The sequence below is a fragment of the Pseudomonas sp. AC193 genome (assembly GCF_979258075.1).
The window spans coordinates 4,641,444-4,661,780 of record NZ_OZ409832.1 but is presented as its reverse complement, the minus strand read 5'-3'; the positions used below and the strand labels follow the sequence as shown (position 1 = coordinate 4,661,780).

The following is a 20,337-nucleotide window of genomic DNA, read 5'->3' as shown; positions in this document are numbered from 1 at the left end:
TTCGACATGTAGCCGTGCTCCTGAAAACAATTGAATTCCTTGTGGCTTGATCGCGTTGGCAGGGGGAATAGTTTTTCCTTGTTCAAAAGGTCAAAGCGGCCTTGCGTTAATTTAAGTCAATGGTTGATAAAAGGGGTTTTAGTGTATGAGTGAGTCAGAAGTCTCGCCGGCGAACGGCTATGTTGAATTTGTAGAACTCTTTAAACTGCAAACGCTGGAAGAAGCATTGTTGGCCTATAAAAGCAGTAAGCAGCATGACGCGATCTTGCGTTATTACGCCGGCTGCGTTGCGGCAGATACGGCCTCTGAATTACTTGAGCCGTTGAGATTGTTACAGCAGGCGCTTGCCTCGTTGACTGATTCTCCCGGTGGTCGCCGTCGACGTTCAACAGAGCCCGCTGCTCCTGTAACGGAAGAAACCAAGGCTGATGCGGAGTTGACGGTTATCAGCAACAGAATCGATGAATACGCCACTCGCCTGGGCAACAGCGTCGAGCAACTGAATGCCTCGGCCAGGGAAGTGGTGAAGTTGCAGCACTTTGTCTGGCTTGGCGGAGGCATCGGCGATATCCAGCGTGATTACATCAATGTCTGGACGCAGGTACTGGGCCCCGAAGGCTATGCCTTCAAGCTCTGGTATGACAGTGATGCACTGCTGGTTCATGAAACCAATCGGATTGTGGTGGAAGCGGCAAAGGCTGATGCCATGGCGGCCGGAGGTGCAAGCGTTTCCACGGGATATGATTTGGCCGATCTCTACGAAGCGCGTCTGGAAGTTTTGAAACTACAACTGTTCGAGCATGTGCAGGCGGGAAAATCTGGCGCCGATGAAGCGCGAATAGACTTGCTGGTACGTGCTTACGGTCAGGACGAAAAAAGGCTACGTGAGCTGCGGCAGAAGAACCTGGTGACACTGCAGGGCATGAACCAGGATTCTTTACGGTTAGTTGATGTGCGTGAGAAGGACTATTTACTCCCGCTTGTGGATATCTATGAGCGTGAATTGAACATGCGTGGCAATCTGGCGGCGGCGGGCGATGTTCTACGCTACCAGGTGTTATTCAATGAAGGCGGAACTTACAGCGATGTAGATTACTTGCCACCGTTCAAGAAGATGCTGGGCGAAGTTCACGTCGATATGATCAAGGGAGATCTGGCCTCGCTGGCGGTAATTCAATTGATCCTTGATCGTAACCCGCATTTTATGCCCGGTCGTCAGGCTTTACGCGACCGCTACAAAAGTTATGCAGAGGGTATTCCGGCGGATTTATTACCTGAAATTGAGGCGTTTGCTGCCAGCGGCCCTTTGTTGAAGGACGTGTTTGCCGCCCCCGAACCTCGTGTAGCCATTCCACACGCATTGCGGGCTGCTTACGTTAATAATGCCGCTTTGAGCAATGCTTTTTTGATCGCTCACCCAGGCGCGGCGAGTTTGGAGGCTGTTACATCGCGTGTGCGATTCATGTACGAGTTGATGGATCAGTACAGAGATGCATTGATTGAGCAGCGAGTACCTGCGCTCGACCGTGAAACCCAACTTCGGATTGCTACTGATGTGATCGTTGGCGCACCGGGGTTTAATGAGCTACCTGGTGAAATTCAGGACTACCTTCAGGCTCGAACATACGATCTCGTCGGTTACATTGGCGAAGGGGTGACACCCAATGCCAAAGGCACCATTCATTTGACCGGGCCGGGCGTCATGCGCACGGGGATGTCAGTCTACGCAGCAGCCCATTTCACGCCCCGCGCTGCAGCGGTGTTCAGCGAGCAGGCGAAGTTGCAGGACGGGTTCAACTACTACACTGAAGAAGATCAGGATCACAGCTGGCACGAGAAGTTTTCTGACTTCGAACAGTGGCGTTTGAGTGAACAGAAAAAATCGCAGGAAGGCGTATTCAAGGCCCGCTATGTGGGTGATGTCGAAGAACTGCTCAAACGCCAGATTATTGAGTTCGATGAAGGCTGGCCGGTCATCGAGGGGCGTTACGTGCTGGCGACCGAAATCCTTCATGGACCTCGCCGAAGGGCTTGGCGAACCTTTCTTGCGGGCGATGCGTGAAGGCTTCACCGGCACCGTGGGCTTTGCCCGTCTGGTGCCGCTGGGTTTTGATCAGCGTCAGGCCATTGTCGCGCAGAAGGCCAACGTCTTCGCCCCTGCTTCAGGCGCTACCGCGGAGACCCGCGATCTGCCACTGGATGAATTCCTGCAGCGATACGCCAAGGGCACGTTCGGGCTAGAGCAACTCAGTCCTTGCCAGCGCCTGTTGCTCGGCTCGTTGCTGGGTGCGCCGAGCCTGGACAAACACAGCTTTGAAGCGCTTGTCGTGGAACTCGATAACCTCGCCAACGGTGTTTTGGAGCTGGGCATTTCAAGTCGTTATGCGGTCATCGAGCGCGAGCTGTTCAGGCGTCAGGCACCGGCGTTTCTCGCCGGGCTGAAACGCCCGCCGGCCTCGCCTCCGGCCCATGATGAAACGGCATTGGCGTTGAAGAAGTATGCGCTGGAGCAACCACTGACATTGAGTCAGTGGGGGGAGCATGTCGCACGCATCCAGCAGGTGGCGAAGCTCGAGTTTCGCGACCGTATCGTCGAGCGCCTGAGTGATGTGCTCGACAGCTTCCACGGCGCCGACACCAAACTGGTGCCTCAGGATCTGTTGCTGGAAGGAGCGGGCGACACCATCGGTGGCCGCTGCTACCCGCTGGCACTGGTGATGGCGGCCGCCCTGCATCAGGGCGCTGACGCCATGAACACCCTGCGCGAGCGTTTCTACCTGGGCGTGATCGAGCCTTCTGATCGCGACTCGATGGCGTTTTTGCAAGTACTTGAAGAACTGCGCGATGAAAGCCTGGCTGATTCCGGCAGCGCCCTTGAACGTTCCACGCTGGAGCAGGTGGTGAGCCTGCTGGAGGACGCCGATGCTACTCGCACGATCATGCTCAACTCTGACAATCACGCGATGCTGGTCGCTAAAACGTGGACTGGCGAGGGCAGCGCCTATCACTTTTACGATCCCAACTTTGGCGTCTTCGAATTTGCCCAGGCGCAGCCGTTTCGCGAGGCGCTGGAACGCTTTTTCATTGAGCATGGAATGGCTCGTCACTACGCCACGTTCGGCGAACTGTCCGCACCGACATTTGATCTGATCGAACTGAATGCCGAACGCGTCGGGGCGCTCGTCGTGCCGTCGGGGTTGCAGGTGAACGAACTGCTGGCGCCGGGAGCACTGCGCGAAAGACCGCTGCTGCCCGGGCGCCAGCGCCTGACCAGTGCGCGCGGGCAGTCCCTGGTGAGCAACATCAATCTGGGCAACAGCCTGCGTGATCTGGACGGTCACTGGTGGGCGCAACAGATCGAGCAGGCCACCCGCCGACTGCAAATCGACAACCAGCTGACAGCAAGCTTTGCGCCGGTGTTTGATTCGCTGGAGGTGACGCCGACGGGTGACTATCACCTCAGCCTGGTCAACCTCGAGGATCCGCAGCAGTGGGTGAAAGTCACCACCCGCGATCATGGGATCTTGCGCATCAAACAGTTCTTGAGCGAGCGTTTTGCCAGTCTCGCCCGACAGCCTGTGTCCGCTGGCAGTCCGCCGGATCCGACCGAAGCCGGCAGCGTCCACACCCTCAACGCCGGGTTTACCATTCAGGCACTGATGCATGCACTGCGTTCGCGCGAGGGTGATACGCGGGAGCTGACCATGGCGGTGCGTTTGCACGCCTACATCAACTACGCGCAGTTGCTGCACGGCAACCTGGTGGATATCGCCGGTGTCATCCAATTGGTGCGTCAGGCGCTGGCGCAGGAAAAACTCATCGCGCAGACCAGCTCTTCGGTGGTCGGTGAAGCCCTCGGGCATGCCGCCGGCGAAGGCGCTGGCGCGGTGTTGGGACTGGCCAACGTCGGGTTTGATATCTATCAGTTGAGCGAGGCGGGCAGTGATGCCGAGAAGGCGCGCTTCGGCACCCAACTGGCGTTTGACTCCGCCAGTTTGCTGGTCACCGGTTCCGGACTGATCGCGGCAGCCGCCGGCGCAGGCACGGCGGCGGCGGTGCTCGGCGGCGCCGGGGTGATTCTGGGCGGACTGGCCATCGGTGTTGGCGCATTGGTTGAAGGATTCGCCGGTATTTTTGAACGGGCCAGGCAAGTCGGGTTGTTCTTTTACGAGTTCGATAAAGCCGTTCGGCAGGGCGGTTATCGTCTGGATCCGCAGAGCAAGGCGTGGACGGCCCACGCCTCGCTGGTGGTCGAGTCCGTTGACCTGCTGACCGGTCAGCTACGTCTGGGCAGCCCTCAACTGTTTCCGCTACGTGATCATTTCGGGGTTCCGGACTACGAGGTTGATTTCACCCGTAGTGTGGATATTCGCCAAGGCCTGGAGTTGCCGCAGACGTTGGCTTTTTCGCCGCAGGCAGGCGACTTGATCGTCCTGCCCTGTACGCCGAAAACCTGGTATGGCTACGGCTACAAAGCCTTTCCGTTCGCAAATGAAAAGCACGCTGAAGGTTTTGACCTGGCGCGCCGCCTGGAGAAACCCGGGGCCGATGGAAAACGCAGGTTTTTGTTCTCGTTCTACTCGTTTCCAAGTGAGTATCTGGTCGCAGACATGGCGCCGGTCTACAAACCCTCGGCGATCAAAGTGCGGCTGGACACTGTCGAACGAACGCTGGTGGTGCCGGTGTTGCCGAAAAACTGGCACGGCTTGATCAGTTACGACATTGAGGGCTGTGGAGCGCCGTGTACTTTGTTGCTCAATCCCGGGGTCAGCCTGGCATTCACCGGCACTCATCTGGCCACCACACGCTGGACATTGCTGGCGAGTTGGGCGACGCAAGCCGATGTCAGCTTGTCCGGCGGCCGGCTGGATATCGGTAAGATGAGGCTGTGCTTCGACGACGTCAATCTGCATGAGGTCAGCCTCAAACTGGCCGATCAGGTCCTGCGTATCGACCTCACGCAGCAGACGCTGCTGCTGGTTTCAGCAGATCTGCAGCCGGGCATGATGGACCCGCGCACGCTGCATGCGCACTTCAAGAAACTCGCCCATGAGCATCGCCTGGCGTTGCCCTATACGCCGGTGCATAACTATCGGGTGCCCTTCGAAGACCCTGGCCAACCGCGCGATACAACGGCGTTCTACGACGCCCGAGAGGATCGCTTCATCTACATTCGCGATGAAGACCTGCCGTTAGCCGATGAGGCCCAATTGGGTATGGTCATGGGCCAGGATGCGTTCTTTTATCAACCCGACAGTTTCCTGGTCTGGCAGGTCGATGTCGTCACCGGTCTGATCAGCCATCACTACCGTCTGCTGGCGAGCGTCACGGGCAGCCGCATCACTCGCTGCGAGCCTGTTGCCGGTGGCGCCGTACAGGTGACGCAGGAGACACCTCGCGCCGGTCAGGCTGCAGATGTGCTGAGCTACCTGATCCGCGATGGCGAGGTGTATCTGACTTCATTGGTACGCGGGCCGGACAGTGCATTGCAGGCGCTTTTCAGTGCGACACCGACGTTGTCCGACTGGTCGCTGGTGCTCGGTGAATTCTATGAATTGCGCGAGCGCGAACACACCGCAACCGCTGTCTTCGTCAATTGGCAGCCGGCGCCGATCGTCTCGGTCTGCTGGGCGATCGATTCGAACCAGCGCGATATGGCATGGGTGCGTCATGAGGATCGTTTGATCATTCGTCCGCCGGCGCGTCGGCACCATGCTCGCGGTTGGGCCGACTCGATCAAGAATATGCAGGACCTGTTGTTGATAGTGCCCGCAGGCGGACGGCAGGATCTGTTCGTCGTGTACGACAAACTGCACAAACGCCTGTTGCGCTTGCAGCGCAATCAGAGCGCGCAAGCGGGGGCACACTGGTCAAAGGCAAATATCTGGGTCGATGGATTGCAAAACATTCTGGCCACAGACCACGGTTACGTGGCGCTGAGTGAGAACGGGCTGTGCTTCGACGTGACGAATGATGGTCAGCTGGCGCTCAGCGGCCTGGCCGAATCGTGGTTCAAACAGCGCCCTGAGTGGTGGGCGCACTTGGCAGAGGTCGCGGCGAAACACCCCGTTATCCGTTTTGCGCTGCTGGGATTGAGCAACGCCGCCGGTGATGCAAAGTTGTGTGCCTGGTACGTCGACGATCGTTTGTTGCTCGCCGACTTGGGGCCGGGTGCTCATGTTCGTCTGCTCGGGGTTACGCCGGACCGGCAGGCCGCCTGGTTGTTCGAGGTTGATAGCGGCGTCATCTATCGCCAGGGTTTCATCGCGGCTGATCGACTGTCAGCAGCGTTCGGTCAGGGGACTCGGCTGTTACAGGCTGACAGACTGCCGGCACCCCAACGGCTGTGGGCGGATTGGCCTTTTGTCGATGTGACGGCCAAGGGTGCAGAGCTTAGAGGCGTTACCGCGCAAGGTCTGATTATGACCTTGCAGCAGGATCAGCCCGCGTTGCTGACCGGCGTCGAAAGCCAATGGGTTTCGACGCATGAAGACAGGTTGCTGGCTGACCTTGCGGCACTGGCGAACTCCCATCGACACGTGGATTTCCTGTCCGTCGACACGCCGCAGAAAGTCCAATGGTACGTCGCCGCCAGCGGGCAGTTGCTCGGGGTTGATCGTGCATTGGTGCAGCCTTCCAGCGCTTTGCTTGGGACGCGGCAGCAAGGCCATGCACTGGTGCTCCATGACCCGGCGCGGGGTGTGGTTCAAGCCTTTCCGGGCGAAACCCGAATCGGGCCGCTGCCTTATGCTCGACGTGACACTGACGTGATGACGCTGGAGGGTCAGCAGTTGATCGGCGATGTTTTGCCTTTGCTTCCCGACGATGTCAAAACCCTGGTATTGCGCCTGGGGCAGGGCGCTGTGACGTATCGACTGTCGCGGGGGGCCTGGCTGAGGCTGGATTCGCTGGTGCTCGATTGCCGACCGGCCTTGGCCGGTAAGCCAGCGATTCCCGGCAAGTTGATCTGGGAGCTGGATGATCCCGGCAAGTTGCTGCTGAGCATCGTTGGCGAACATCTGGTGCTGATCGAACCGGACAGTGGCCACGCGGTGATCATCCGGGAAGCCTGCGCGGCTGATGTCAGCTTGCGTGGCGAGGTTGTCCTGGCGTTTGCCGGCTATCGCTCGCTGCTTGTGTCTGCGCTGGTCGCGGCGATCGCTGATTTGGGGGCCGCCGCAACAGGCGTGTCGCTGGAAGAACTGGTGGGGCGTGCGACCAATTAGGTCGAGGTGGCGCCTGCCGACCTGGATGCCTTGATCGATTGAAAATGACGCCCTTGCGCGTTACCCGGTTTGGCCTGTTCCGCCAAACCGGGTGTGCAGAGCCGTCTTAAGGCACCAGATACCCCTTCACCCCGGTAAAGATGATTTGCGCCGCCAGTGCGCAGACGAACAGCCCCATCAAACGGCTGACAATCTGCAACCCCTGATCGCCGAGAATTCGCTCGATGCGGTTCGACAGATAAAGCACCACGCCAACCGTGAAGCTGGCCAGAATGATGCTGAGAATCGCCGTGAGTTTGTCGTCCCAGTGCGGCTGGCTCACGCCCATCACCAGCAGCGCACCGATGGTGCCGGGGCCGACGGTAATCGGGATGGTTAAAGGTACGATTGTCACGTCTTGCTGGACATTATCGGCCTGCACCGCCGATTTTCCCTGCGCCATGCCCAGTGCCGAGATAAACAGCACGCTGCCGGCGCCGATGCGGAACGCATCCACGGTAATGCCGAAGACATCGAAAATCACTCGCCCGAACAGGTACAGCAAGACGCTGGAAATCAGCGTGGCGGCGGCGACTTTCCAGGCCAGGCGCCGTTGTTCCTTGCGCGAGTAGCCACGGGTCAGGGTAATGAAGCACGACAACACGAAGAACGGGCTGTAAAGCACCAGCATCTTCAGGTAAACGCTGAACAACACGTGGAGCATGGTGCTGGCTCACTGGCGAGGGTAGTCGTGGGGGAGTCTAACAGGCGTTACGACGGTTGGGTTGTCGCGCGATTCTGCTGATCACGCTCAGCTACCCAATGCTCGATCAACTCGCGCAACTGCGACAATTCCACCGGTTTCGACATGTGCCCGTCCATGCCGGCCTGACGCGCGCGTTCTTTGTGTTCGGCAAGAATGTGCGCGGTCAGGGCAACGATTGGCGTGCGGATGCGCTGATTGCTGACTTCCCAGGCGCGTAACTGCTGGGTCGCTGAGAAGCCATCGAGAATCGGCATTTCGCAGTCCATCAGCACCAGATCGTAACGCTGCGCTTTCATCGCCTGCAGGGCTTCTTCGCCGTTGCTGGCAGTGTCCGGTTGCAGGTTGAGCTTGCCGAGCATGCCGCGAATCACTTTGGTCGAAATCGTGTTGTCTTCGGCGACGAGGATGCGGAAATCGCTCGGCACTTTCGCTGCCGTGGCGGCGGTGACCACTTGCGGCTGGAACACCACCTGACCTTTGTTGCGCTGGTTGAGTTCGTCCGCCAGCGTGGTCTTGAGGGTGTAGCCGGCCACCGGTTTGGCCAGAATGCGTTTGATCCCCGAGTTGCGCGCGATGATCTTGCTCGGCGCGTTGCTGATGCCGGTGAGCATGATCAGCAGAATGTCGTGATTGAGGCTCGGGTCTTCCTTGATCTTTGCCGCAAGCTGCATGCCGGTCATGCCGGGCATGTTCTGATCGAGCAACACCACATCGAAATAATCGCGCAGGTGCGCTTTGGTGCGCAGCAGGGCCAGCGCTTCCTTGCCCGACGGCACGGCGCTTACATTCAAGCCCCAGGCGCTGCATTGCTGCACCAGGACTTTGCGGCAGGTGTCGTTGTCGTCGACCACCAATACGCGCGCGCCTTGCAGTGGGCTGTCGAGATCAGAGGTCGGGTGTTCGAGACGATCCGGATCCAGCGGCAAAGTCAGCCACAACGTGCTGCCCTGCGTGGCGCCGCTCTTGATGCCGAATTCACCCTGCATCAAACGAATCAGTTGCCGCGCGATGACCAGCCCGAGATTGCCGCCCAGACGATTCGCCGAGAGGAAGTGTTTGCTGTGCAGTTCGGCGTGCATCAGCGCATCGCGTTCTTCCTGCTCCATCGGCGCGCCGCTGTCCTGCACGGCGATGCGCAGACGCGGTTTGGTGCTGCGCTCGTCGAGGGCGACGACGATCAGCACTTCGCCTTCTTCGGTTTTCTTCAGGGCGTTTTCCAGCAGGCTGAGCAAGGTCTGGCGCAGGCGGGTCGGATCGCCGCTGATCACGCGCGGCACTTGCGGCTGGATGAAGCTGATCAGTTCGACGTTCTGCTGTTCGGCCTTGGCGCGGTAGATGCTCAGGCAATCGTCGATCAACGCATTGAGGTCGAACTGCACATCGTCCAGTTCGATCTGTCCGGACTCGAGTTTGGAGATGTCGAGAATCTCGTTGATCAACGTCAGCAATTCGTTGCCGGCGCTGTGGATGGTTTGCACGTAATCGCGTTGCTTGACCGACAGCGGCGTGCCGAGCAGCAGTTCAGTCATGCCCAGCACGCCGTTCATTGGCGTGCGGATTTCGTGGCTGATCTTGGCGAGGAATTCGGCTTTGGCGTTGATCTCGGCGTTGCTCGCGGCGAGGTCGCGGCTGACGCTGAAACGGCTTTCAGTGATGCTGCGCTGACGCTCGCCGAGGGCGATGCTCATCAACAGACCGCTGACGCAGATGAACGCCATCAGCGTCATGATCAAGCCTTGCGGCGACACCAGTGTCAGCCCCAGCAACGCCGGCAAAATAATCAGCGTGCCGATGTTGAACACCACCATCGCCGCCACGAACAGGCGCGCCGGGCGATAACCTTTTTGCCAGTGATAGACGCCGACGAACAACATGCTCAGACCGGCGAGTGCCACCAATGCGTAGGTGATGATGTTCAGCGGCAGTGTATTGACGAACAACAGCAGCAGGCTGCAGATGACAATGAACAGGATGTCGGCCATCAGCAGCTTGTTCAGCGGGTGCGGGCCGAGCGGGCCGAAGAAGCGATAAGCAAACATCAAACCGGCGGGTGCGGTCAGCAGCAGCGCCAGATAAGCGCCCGGTGTCTGGATCGCGTGCCAGTTCGGCAGCCAGGGCCCGAGTAGATTGAGCAGCAGCAACAGGCTCAGGCCCAGCAGACCTTCGCAAACCGCCAGCCACAAGCTGCTGCGTGAACGCGAATAGCTGTAACGCACCACGTTATGCAGCAGAAGCATGGCGAGGCAGCCGAACAGTAAACCGAAAATCAGCGACTGGTTTTGATTGGCCGCGCTCATCACGGCCGATTGCAGGGTGATGTGCGGACGTAATTGATGGTCGGAGAACATCCGCAAATAGACGTCGAGGGGCTTATTGCTTTGCGGCAGGGCGAGCATGAAGTCGCTGCTGGGCAACGGTCGCTCGGCCTGCGGTTGCTCGGTGCCGGTGTTGCGTTGCTCGATCAACTGGTCGCCGTCGAGCACGTACAGATTGAGCTGCGAGAGGTCGGGGGCAAAGATGCGCAGCACTTGTTCGTGCTTGCCCGGCGCCAGTCTGAAGCGCAGCCACAGTGCACCATCGGGCTCGGACGCGGTGAGGCGGTCAAGGTCGATGGGGCTGAATTGATTGGTGTAGCGAGCGGAGCGGATGTCGCTCAGTTGCAGATTGCCCTGATCGTCGAGCAATACCGACCAGCCACTGCCTTGTGCGGCCTGGGCCGGAAGCATGCAGAGCAAGGTCAGCATCGTGACGGTGAAGCTTATGGCAATCCTGAGCCAGCGCACGGCGAAATCCCTTCGTAGGTTGATGCCAGAATATAACGATGCGCCGCGGCGGAACAGCCCGGCGAGGAACGGTATCCCTCGCCGGACTTGATGAACAGCTTATTCCTGGGTTTCGCCACGTTCACGGGCAATGGCGCGGTAGCCAATGTCCTTGCGGTAGAAGCTGCCTTCCCAGTCGATGGCTGCCGCCAGCTTGTACGCTTGCTGCTGCGCTTCACCGACGCTTGCGCCCATCGCAGTGGCGCAGAGTACGCGACCACCGGCGGTGACAACCTGGCCATCCTTCAGCGCAGTACCGGCGTGGAAGACTTTGCCTTCCAGCTTCGCCGCTGCGTCGAGACCGTTGATCGCCGCGCCCTTGGCGTAGTCGCCCGGGTAGCCGCCAGCGGCCAGCACGATGCCGACGCTCGGGCGTGGATCCCACTGTGCTTCAACCTTGTCCAGCGCTTGCGCCAGCGCGGCTTCGACCAACAGCACCAGGCTCGATTGCAGACGCAGCATCACCGGTTGGGTTTCCGGGTCGCCGAAGCGGCAGTTGAACTCGATGACTTTCGGATTACCGGCCTTGTCGATCATCAGACCGGCATAAAGGAAACCGGTGTAGACGTTGCCTTCTTCGGCCATGCCGCGCACGGTCGGCCAGATCACCAGATCCATCACGCGTTTGTGCACGTCGGCAGTGACCACCGGGGCAGGGGAGTAAGCACCCATGCCGCCCGTGTTCGGGCCGCTGTCGCCGTCGCCCACACGTTTGTGATCCTGGCTGGTGGCCATCGGCAGCACGTTTTTGCCGTCGACCATGACGATGAACGACGCTTCTTCGCCGTCGAGGAACTCTTCGATCACCACGCGCGAACCGGCGTCACCGAAAGCGTTGCCAGCGAGCATGTCGCGCACGGCGTCTTCGGCTTCGGCCAGGGTCATGGCGACGATCACGCCTTTACCGGCGGCCAGGCCATCGGCCTTGATCACGATCGGTGCGCCTTTTTCACGCAGATAAGCCAGGGCCGGCTCGATCTCGGTGAAATTCTGGTAGTCGGCCGTCGGGATCTTGTGACGGGCGAGGAAATCCTTGGTGAAGGCTTTCGAACCTTCCAGTTGCGCAGCGCCGGCAGTCGGGCCGAAGCAATCCAGACCACGGGCGCGGAACAGGTCAACGACGCCAGCCACCAGCGGCACTTCCGGGCCGACGATAGTCAGGGAAACGTTTTTCTCGGCGAAGTCGGCCAGTTGCTCAAGGGCCAGCACGTCGATGGGGACGTTTTCGCACTTGGCTTCAATGGCGGTGCCAGCGTTGCCCGGTGCAACAAAAACCTTCTGCACGCGCGGATCCTGAGCCACTTTCCAGGCCAGAGCGTGTTCACGGCCACCGCTGCCAATGATCAAAACGTTCAAAGAGAGACTCCTTCGGAGAAAGCTGCAAGCTATAAGCTGCAAGCAAGAGCGAATGTGTGGCTCTTAACTACAGCTTATGGCTCTGAATTAATAAGGCTGCATCTGCAAGAAAGAGCGACACATGCCTGCTCTTTCTTGCAGCTTGCAGCTTGAGACTTGTAGCTGCCGTATTTCAGTGACGGAAGTGGCGCATGCCGGTGAACACCATGGCGATGCCGGCTTCGTCAGCGGCGGCAATCACTTCAGCATCACGCATCGAGCCGCCCGGCTGGATCACCGCAGTGATACCGACTTTGGCTGCGTTATCCAGACCGTCGCGGAACGGGAAGAACGCGTCCGAGGCCATCACCGAACCGGCGACTTGCAGACCAGCGTGCTCAGCTTTGATCGCAGCGATACGCGCCGAGTTTACGCGGCTCATCTGGCCAGCGCCGACACCGATGGTCTGACGGTTCTTGGCGTAGACGATGGCGTTGGATTTAACGTATTTGGCAACTTTCCAGGCGAAGATCAGGTCGTGGATTTCCTGCTCGGTCGGCGCACGTTTGGTCACGACTTTCAGGTCATCGGCGCTGATCATGCCGATGTCGCGGCTCTGTACCAGCAGGCCGCCGTTGACGCGCTTGTAGTCCCACGCTGCAGCGCGGTCAGCCGACCACTCGCCGCAGGCCAGCAGGCGCACGTTAGCTTTGGCCGCGACAATCGCGCGGGCTTCTTCGCTGACGCTTGGGGCGATGATCACTTCAACGAACTGACGCTCGACGATCGCTTTGGCGGTCTCGGCATCCAGTTCACGGTTGAAGGCGATGATGCCGCCGAACGCCGACTCGGTGTCGGTGGCGTAGGCCAGTTCGTAGGCCTGACGAATGCCGCCTTCAGCGTCCGGGCTCACCGCAACACCGCACGGGTTGGCGTGCTTGACGATGACGCAGGCTGGCTTGACGAAGCTCTTCACGCATTCCAGCGCGGCGTCGGTGTCGGCCACGTTGTTGTACGAGAGTTCTTTACCTTGCAGTTGGGTCGCGGTGGCGATGCCGACTTCGGCAGGCTTGGCTTCAACATAGAACGCCGCGCTCTGGTGCGGGTTCTCGCCGTAGCGCATTTCCTGGGCCTTGATGAACTGGCTGTTGAAGGTGCGCGGGAATTCGCTGCGACCTTCAGTGCTCAGGGTTTCAGCGGCCTGATTCACGGTGCCCATGTAGTTGGCGATCATGCCGTCGTAGGCAGCGGTGTGTTCGAATGCCTTGAGCATCAGGTCGAAGCGCTGAGCGTAGGTCAGGCCACCGGCTTTCAGACCTTCCAGTACGCTGGCGTAATCGCTGGCATTCACCACGATGGCCACGTCTTTATGATTTTTCGCTGCCGAACGCACCATGGTCGGGCCGCCGATATCGATGTTTTCGATCGCGGTCGGCAGGTCGCAACCTGGCTTGCTGATGGTGGCTTCGAACGGGTAGAGGTTAACGGCAACCAGATCGATCGGCTTGATGCCGTGCTCGTTCATGATCGCGTCATCGATACCACGACGACCGAGGATGCCGCCGTGGATTTTCGGGTGCAGGGTTTTCACCCGACCGTCCATCATCTCGGCGAAACCGGTGTAATCCGCGACTTCCACTGCGGCAACACCGTTGTCGCGCAGCAGCTTGAACGTTCCGCCGGTGGAGAGGATCTCGACGCCCAGAGCTTCAAGCTCCTTGGCGAATTCGAGGATCCCGGTCTTGTCGGAAACGCTGATCAAGGCGCGGCGGATCGGCAGGCGGGTAGTCTGGTCGGTCATCTCAATTTCCATCAAAAGCAAAGGAAGTCAGCAAAAAAGGCGACCGTTTTTTACGCGGGCGCCTTTCTGGTTTGATTGAATGCTTACAGCAGATCGTACTGCTTGAGTTTCTTGCGCAGCGTGCCTCGGTTGAGACCGAGCAGCTCGCTGGCCTTGGTCTGGTTGCCCTTGACGTAGTTCATCACGCTTTCGAGCAGGGGCGCCTCGACTTCGGAGAGCACCAGGTTGTACACATCCGTGACGGACGCGCCCTCAAGGTGGGCGAAATAATTGTGCAGCGCCTTCTCGACACTCCCGCGAAGGGTCTGACCTTCTTCGCTCGGGGTATTGAGGTGCTGTTTCAAATTCACGTTGTCGCTCACGGGTGCTGTTCCACTCACTAAAGTCTCGGTCATCATCGTCATGCGGCCACCCCTTCTTCGTCCCCTGTCAGGCTCTTGTAATGCTCGGCGAAGAACTCCCGAACATTGGCGCATTGTGTTTCCGTACCATCCAAACGATTGAAGTGGGCGCGAAACTCCTTGGCGCCCGGCAAGGTTGCGAGATACCAGCCCACATGCTTCCGAGCAATTCGCACGCCCATCACATCCCCATAGAAAGCGTGAAGTGCGGCCAGATGCTCTAGCAGTATGTGTTCCACTTCGATCAACTGCGGCGCCGGCAATTTCTCGCCCGTGCGCAGGTAATGATCGATCTCGCGAAAAATCCATGGCCGCCCTTGGGCGGCGCGGCCTACCAACAGGCCATCGGCTCCGGTCGCGTCGAGCACGTAACGGGCCTTCTCCGGCGAATCGATATCGCCATTGGCAAACACCGGAATCGACACGGCCTGCTTGATCGCGGCAATCGTGTCGTATTCGGCTTCACCTTTGTACAGATCGGCGCGAGTGCGGCCATGCACTGCCAGCGCGGTGATCCCGGCCTGCTCGGCGATCTTCGCCACGGTCAGACCGTTCTTGTTGTCGCGATCCCAACCGGTGCGGATCTTCAGGGTGACCGGCACATCAACCGCAGCCACAACGGCCTGCAGGATCTCGGTCACCAGTGCTTCATCTTTCAACAACGCGGAACCGGCGGCCTTGTTGCAGACCTTCTTTGCCGGGCAACCCATGTTGATATCAATAATCTGTGCGCCCAGCTCAACGTTGGCCCGGGCTGCATCCGCCAGCATCTGCGCGTCACCACCGGCAATCTGTACCGAGCGTGGCTCGGGATCGCCTTCGTGGATCATGCGCATGCGCGACTTGCGGGTGTTCCACAAGCTCATGTCGCTGGTGACCATTTCCGAGACTACAAGCCCTGCGCCCAAACGCTTGCACAGCTGACGAAAGGGCTGATCGGTGACGCCCGCCATCGGGGCGAGAATCAAGCCGTTCTGCAATATGTATGGGCCGATGCGTACCGCCGACATAGGACTTCCCTGAAGTGGGGCCGGATCATGAGAGTTCGAAAAAGGGTTGGCATGATACCCGCTCTCGATGACTGGATAAAGGCTGAATTGAACAAAATCTGAACAGTTATTCTGTTATTGCCAGCGGTTTGGTTGCCCGCCGCTCAGTCAGAAAACTGCCGTCAATCGAGAAACGGTGAAGCGATTCACTCGGGCGAGTGAAAACTCAGGCTGTAATTCACCGCTTTCGGGCCTGGATCGAGAATATCCAGCGCAATGTGGATCGGCGTCTGTGGTGGCATTTCCGCCAATCCTTCGAGATCGCCGCTCAGGTATTCGCCGGGTTTGAACCGACGACTGGCAATCAAGTGACCGTTGAGGTCGGCGAAACGCAGTTCCAGCAGCGGAAACGGCTGCGAGAATGTCGCGCGGTTATAGATGATCGCGTCGACCACCAAGGCACCGCTGAACTCCGGATGGCTGCGCACCACCAGATTGCTGCTTTTGATGCGGGCAATGTCGACTTTCGACGGCACGGTGCAGCCGATCTGCGGGCAGATCTCCTGGAACCATGGCCGGTATTGATCCTGCCGCGCCAGTTCGTCGAAATGGTAAGCAACGTACTGCGCGCCGAGACCGCTCGCCGCCAGCAGCACCAACAACAGCCAAAGCATGCGCCGGCCCCACGGCGAGCGGCGCTTCTGCCAGTCGAGTTGCAGCGGGTCGTCAGTCAGATCCTGCAGGACTTCGGCGCGCACGCCGGGGTCTGCGCGGTCACGCTTTTTGCGCAACGGGGTGATCGTTGGCAGGTCGTCGTCTTCGCTGTCGTCGCTGGCGGAAAAGCGTTCGCGACGGGCGTTCGGATCGATCGGGTCGTGCAGGCGCAATTGCGGGATGGCCGGCTCGTCGTCGAGATCCGCCGGTTCGAGCGACAACGAAGGCTCGGTGCGCGCGGATTTCACCGGCTCGATGTCGACGGTTTCTGGCTCGTGTTCTTCGTGCTCTTCGTGTTCGGCGGCGTGCTCATCGGCGCGTTCGCTGAACAGAGTATCGCGCCAGACCGTTTCATCCGGCTCAGGGCTGTCGCGGCGGGCGCTCAGGGAATCTTCGCGTTGACGACCGAATTCGGTGGTCGGCTGGATTTCCCGTTGTTCGAGGCGGGCAAGTTCTTCGTCCAGATCGAGGCTGTCGAGATCAAGCTCCGACGCGCTCCACTGTTTTTGGCTGATGGCGCGCGGTGCGGGCGGCTCGATGATGGGCGGTGGCTCGATAACGGGCGCGGCCTCGACAATCGGCGCGGGCTCGACAATCGATGGCGCGACCGGCGTCACCGCATCCTTGCCGGCGTGTTGTTCCAGCAGCTGTTTGGCCGCGTTGAACACTTGCAGACAAGAGCCGCAGCGAACCACCCCGCGGGCCACGCTCAATTGAGCATGGCTGACACGGAAACTGGTTTGGCAATGCGGGCACTGGGTGACGAAGCTGTCGGTCATGCGGCGATCCGGATTGTGCAGGCGGTCATATTAGCGCCGACGGCCGGTGATGCGCACCCAGCCATCGCGATTGGCGATCGGGTCGAGGTCGAAATCCTGCGCGTAAGCGGCGGCGACTTCATCACCTTGCTCGGCAAGAATGCCCGACAACGCCAGACGGCCACCGGATTTCACCAGGCTGGACAGTTGCGGCGCCAGCGAAACCAGCGGGCCGGCGAGAATATTGGCGACCAGCACATCGGCTTGAATCTGCGGCAGATCTTCCGGCAGGTACAGCGGGAACAATTCATCAGCGATGTTGTTGCGCCCGGCGTTGTCGCGCGACGCTTCCAGCGCCTGCACATCGATGTCGGTGCCGACCGCTTCTTTCGCGCCGAGCAGCAGCGCGGCGATGGCCAGAATCCCCGAGCCGCAGCCAAAATCGAGCACGTTGCAGTCTTTCAGATCCTGACCGTCGAGCCATTCCAGGCACAGTGCGGTGGTCGGGTGCGTGCCAGTGCCGAAGGCCAAACCCGGATCGAGCAGCAGGTTGACCGCATCAGGCTCCGGCGCGGCGTGCCAGCTCGGCACAATCCACAGACGCTGACCGAAACGCATCGGCTCAAAACCGTCCATCCAGCTGCGTTCCCAATCCTGATCTTCGATGACTTCGCTGTGATGCTCGGGCAGCGGGCTGCCGGTCAGCAGTTCGAGATGGGCCAGAACCGGTGCCGGTTCGGTGCCGCCTTCGAACAGCGCCAACAGATGCGTGTGTGCCCACAGCGGGGTGGTATTGAGTTCCGGTTCGAAGATCGGCTGATCTTCGGCGTCCATGAAGGTCACCGACACGGCGCCCACTTCAAGGAAAGCGTCTTCGTAGGTTTCGGCTTGTTCCGGGCTGATGGCGAGACGTACTTGCAGCCAAGGCATGGCGGGCACCTTTGAAAAATATTGATTGCAGCCTAGCGGCCGGCGAGAAGCGCGCAAGTTTACGCGAGCGCAGGCGGTTTGTGGGAGCTGGATTTGTAGCGCCAATCCCTTGTAGGAGTGAGCCTGCTCGCGATGGCGATGTTGCCGTCAACATAAATGCTGAATGTGCCGGCCTCATCGCGAGCAGGCTCACTCCTACAGGGATTTATGCAATCTGCAGAAACAACAAAGCCGCCCGAAGGCGGCTTTGTCTGGTGCGGGCTGAAGCTTAGTGCTTCTCGCCAGCCAGCTTGTGTTCGAGGTAGTGAATGTTCACACCGCCCTTGCAGAAGCCTTCGTCACGAACCAGATCACGGTGCAGCGGGATGTTGGTCTTGATCCCGTCAACCACGATTTCGTCCAGGGCATTGCGCATGCGGGCCATGGCTTCGTCGCGGGTCGCGCCGTAAGTGATCAGCTTGCCGATCAGCGAGTCGTAGTTCGGCGGAACGGCATAGCCACTGTACAGGTGCGAATCGACGCGAACGCCGTTGCCGCCTGGAGCGTGGAAATGCTTGACCGTACCCGGGCTCGGCATGAAGGTTTTCGGGTCTTCAGCGTTGATCCGGCATTCCAGCGAGTGACCGCGGATTACCACATCATCCTGAGTGAACGACAGCTTGTTGCCAGCGGCGATGCTGAGCATCTCCTTGACGATGTCGATGCCGGTGACCATTTCCGAAACCGGGTGCTCCACCTGAACACGGGTGTTCATTTCGATGAAGTAGAAACGACCGTTCTCGTACAGGAACTCGAAAGTACCCGCGCCGCGGTAACCGATGTCGATGCACGCCTTGACGCAGCGAGCCAGTACTTCTTCGCGAGCCTTCTCGTCGATGCCCGGTGCCGGCGCTTCTTCGAGAACTTTCTGGTGACGACGTTGCAGCGAGCAATCGCGGTCGCCCAGGTGGATCGCATGACCCTGGCCGTCGGACAGCACCTGAACTTCGACGTGGCGCGGGTTGGTCAGGAATTTTTCCAGATACACCATCGGGTTGCCGAACGCCGCGCCAGCTTCGGTGCGGGTCAGTTTGGCGAAGGCGATCAGGTCTTCTTCCTTGTGCACAACGCGCATGCCGCGACCACCACCGCCGCCAGCGGCTTTGATGATCACCGGGTAGCCGACTTCACGACCAATGCGCAGCGCCGTTTCTTCGTCTTCCGGCAGAGGGCCGTCGGAACCTGGAACGGTCGGTACGCCCGCTTCGATCATCGCGTGCTTGGCCGAAACCTTGTCGCCCATCAGGCGAATGGTCTCGGCTTTCGGGCCGATGAAAGCGAAGCCGGAGTTCTCGACTTGCTCGGCAAAATCGGCGTTTTCCGCGAGGAAGCCGTAGCCTGGGTGAATGGCGGTAGCGCCAGTCACTTCAGCGGCAGCGATGATGGCCGGGATGTGCAGGTAGGACTGAGCGGCAGACGCCGGGCCGATGCAGACGGATTCGTCTGCCAGACCCAGGTGCATCAGCTCTTTGTCGGCCTTGGAGTAAACGGCGACGGTCTTGATGCCCATCTCTTTGCAGGCACGCAGAATCCGCAGGGCGATCTCACCGCGGTTCGCGATCAGAACTTTTTCCAACTTCGCAGTCATCAAAGGCTCTCCGCAGTTCAAACGATGGTGAACAGCGGTTGGTCGTACTCAACCGGCTGGCCGTCTTCGACGAGGATGGACTCGATCACACCGCTGGTTTCAGCTTCGATGTGGTTCATCATCTTCATGGCTTCGACGATGCACAGAGTGTCGCCTTTCTTCACGGTCTGGCCGACTTCAACGAAGGCTGGCGAGGCTGGCGAAGATTTACGGTAGAAGGTGCCGACCATCGGCGAACGGGCAACAGTGCCGTTCAGCGCTGGCGCAGCAGCGGCAACCGGGGCTGCAGCCGCTACCGGAGCAGCAACAGGTGCGGCAGCCGGTGCTTGCATCGGAGCCGGCGCGTAATACTGCTGAGCCGGGGTTTTGCTGTGACGGCTGATGCGTACGGACTCTTCGCCTTCCTTGATCTCGAGCTCGTCGATGCCGGACTCTTCCAGCAATTCGATCAATTTCTTAACTTTACGGATATCCATGAATCATCAACTCCCAAGGGTCGGTCAGGGGCGCTTAACGCTTGTATTTCAAGTCGTTGCCGGTGTTTCAAGCTGTTCTAGTGCAGCCTCCAGGGCCAGTCGGTAACCGCTGGCGCCAAGGCCGCAGATCACTCCCACCGCTACGTCGGAGAAGTAAGAGTGATGGCGGAAAGGTTCGCGTTTGTGCACGTTGGACAAATGCACTTCGATGAATGGGATGCTCACTCCCAGCAGCGCGTCACGTAATGCGACACTTGTGTGTGTAAAAGCTGCTGGATTGATCAGGATGAAATCCACACCTTCGCCGCGCGCGGCGTGGATCCGGTCGATCAATTCGTACTCGGCATTGCTTTGCAGATACAGCAGATGGTGGCCGGCTTCACGGGCGCGGCGCTCCAGATCCTGATTGATCTGCGCCAGGGTCGTTGAACCGTAAGTACCGGGTTCGCGGGTGCCGAGCAGGTTCAGGTTGGGGCCGTGCAGCACCAGTAGCGTTGCCATCTGCGTGTCCTT

Annotated in this window: 13 protein-coding genes; 2 read left to right on the top strand and 11 right to left on the bottom strand. The window is 59.5% G+C overall.

All coding sequences use genetic code 11. The features are described from left to right. Nucleotides 1-145: 145 nt before the first annotated feature. Both ACZZ0D_RS21005 and ACZZ0D_RS21000 read left to right on the top strand, forming a co-directional pair. A complete protein-coding gene (locus ACZZ0D_RS21005) occupies nt 146-2,062 on the top strand; it encodes a TcdA/TcdB catalytic glycosyltransferase domain-containing protein (protein ID WP_463554190.1) in 1,917 nt (638 codons plus the stop codon). Further along, complete coding sequence (locus ACZZ0D_RS21000; RefSeq protein WP_463554189.1) at nt 2,013-7,226, top strand: TcdA/TcdB pore-forming domain-containing protein; 5,214 nt, start codon at nt 2,013-2,015, stop codon at nt 7,224-7,226. Before ACZZ0D_RS21005 ends, ACZZ0D_RS21000 begins: the two co-directional genes overlap by 50 nt. A gap of 106 nt (nt 7,227-7,332) precedes the next feature. Here the strand turns inward: ACZZ0D_RS21000 and ACZZ0D_RS20995 are convergent, their stop codons facing one another. The 11 genes from ACZZ0D_RS20995 to aroQ form a co-directional block, all read right to left on the bottom strand. Further along, on the bottom strand, nt 7,333-7,929 hold the full coding sequence (locus ACZZ0D_RS20995) for a MarC family protein (RefSeq protein WP_400647980.1): 597 nt from the start codon (nt 7,927-7,929) through the stop codon (nt 7,333-7,335). Nucleotides 7,930-7,976: 47 nt separating this feature from the next. Further along, nucleotides 7,977-10,754, bottom strand: a complete 2,778-nt coding sequence (locus tag ACZZ0D_RS20990; protein ID WP_463554188.1) for a hybrid sensor histidine kinase/response regulator — start codon at nt 10,752-10,754, stop codon at nt 7,977-7,979. Nucleotides 10,755-10,853: 99 nt separating this feature from the next. Beyond that, nucleotides 10,854-12,149 carry a phosphoribosylamine--glycine ligase gene (gene purD / locus ACZZ0D_RS20985; protein WP_463554187.1) on the bottom strand — a complete coding sequence of 432 codons (1,296 nt, stop codon included), beginning with the start codon at nt 12,147-12,149 and terminating at the stop codon, nt 10,854-10,856. A 172-nt stretch (nt 12,150-12,321) separates the two neighbouring features. Continuing rightward, nucleotides 12,322-13,929: a bifunctional phosphoribosylaminoimidazolecarboxamide formyltransferase/IMP cyclohydrolase gene (gene purH, locus ACZZ0D_RS20980; RefSeq protein ID WP_463554186.1), complete on the bottom strand. Its 1,608-nt coding sequence runs from the start codon at nt 13,927-13,929 to the stop codon at nt 12,322-12,324. 83 nt (nt 13,930-14,012) lie between these two features. Further along, on the bottom strand, nt 14,013-14,333 hold the full coding sequence (gene fis, locus ACZZ0D_RS20975) for a DNA-binding transcriptional regulator Fis (protein ID WP_003221275.1): 321 nt from the start codon (nt 14,331-14,333) through the stop codon (nt 14,013-14,015). Further along, nucleotides 14,330-15,340 (bottom strand): tRNA dihydrouridine synthase DusB, encoded by a 1,011-nt coding sequence (gene dusB / locus ACZZ0D_RS20970; RefSeq protein WP_053116903.1) that lies wholly within the window; start codon nt 15,338-15,340, stop codon nt 14,330-14,332. The genes fis and dusB overlap by 4 nt, the downstream gene beginning before the upstream one ends. A 185-nt stretch (nt 15,341-15,525) precedes the next feature. Next, nucleotides 15,526-16,812: a DUF3426 domain-containing protein gene (locus ACZZ0D_RS20965; protein WP_463554185.1), complete on the bottom strand. Its 1,287-nt coding sequence runs from the start codon at nt 16,810-16,812 to the stop codon at nt 15,526-15,528. 30 nt (nt 16,813-16,842) lie between these two features. After that, nucleotides 16,843-17,721, bottom strand: coding sequence for a 50S ribosomal protein L11 methyltransferase (gene prmA, locus ACZZ0D_RS20960; RefSeq protein ID WP_463554184.1), 879 nt, complete (start codon nt 17,719-17,721; stop codon nt 16,843-16,845). Nucleotides 17,722-17,989: 268 nt separating this feature from the next. Beyond that, the gene (accC, locus tag ACZZ0D_RS20955) at nt 17,990-19,348 is read right to left on the bottom strand and encodes an acetyl-CoA carboxylase biotin carboxylase subunit (protein ID WP_038360556.1); all 1,359 of its coding nucleotides are present in this window, start codon (nt 19,346-19,348) and stop codon (nt 17,990-17,992) included. A 17-nt stretch (nt 19,349-19,365) separates the two neighbouring features. Then, entirely contained in the window at nt 19,366-19,824 is a 459-nt protein-coding gene (gene accB / locus ACZZ0D_RS20950; RefSeq protein WP_008078186.1) for an acetyl-CoA carboxylase biotin carboxyl carrier protein, read from the bottom strand. A 48-nt stretch (nt 19,825-19,872) separates the two neighbouring features. Then, entirely contained in the window at nt 19,873-20,325 is a 453-nt protein-coding gene (gene aroQ, locus ACZZ0D_RS20945) for a type II 3-dehydroquinate dehydratase (protein WP_008078187.1), read from the bottom strand. Between the last annotated feature and the right edge of the window lie 12 nt (nt 20,326-20,337).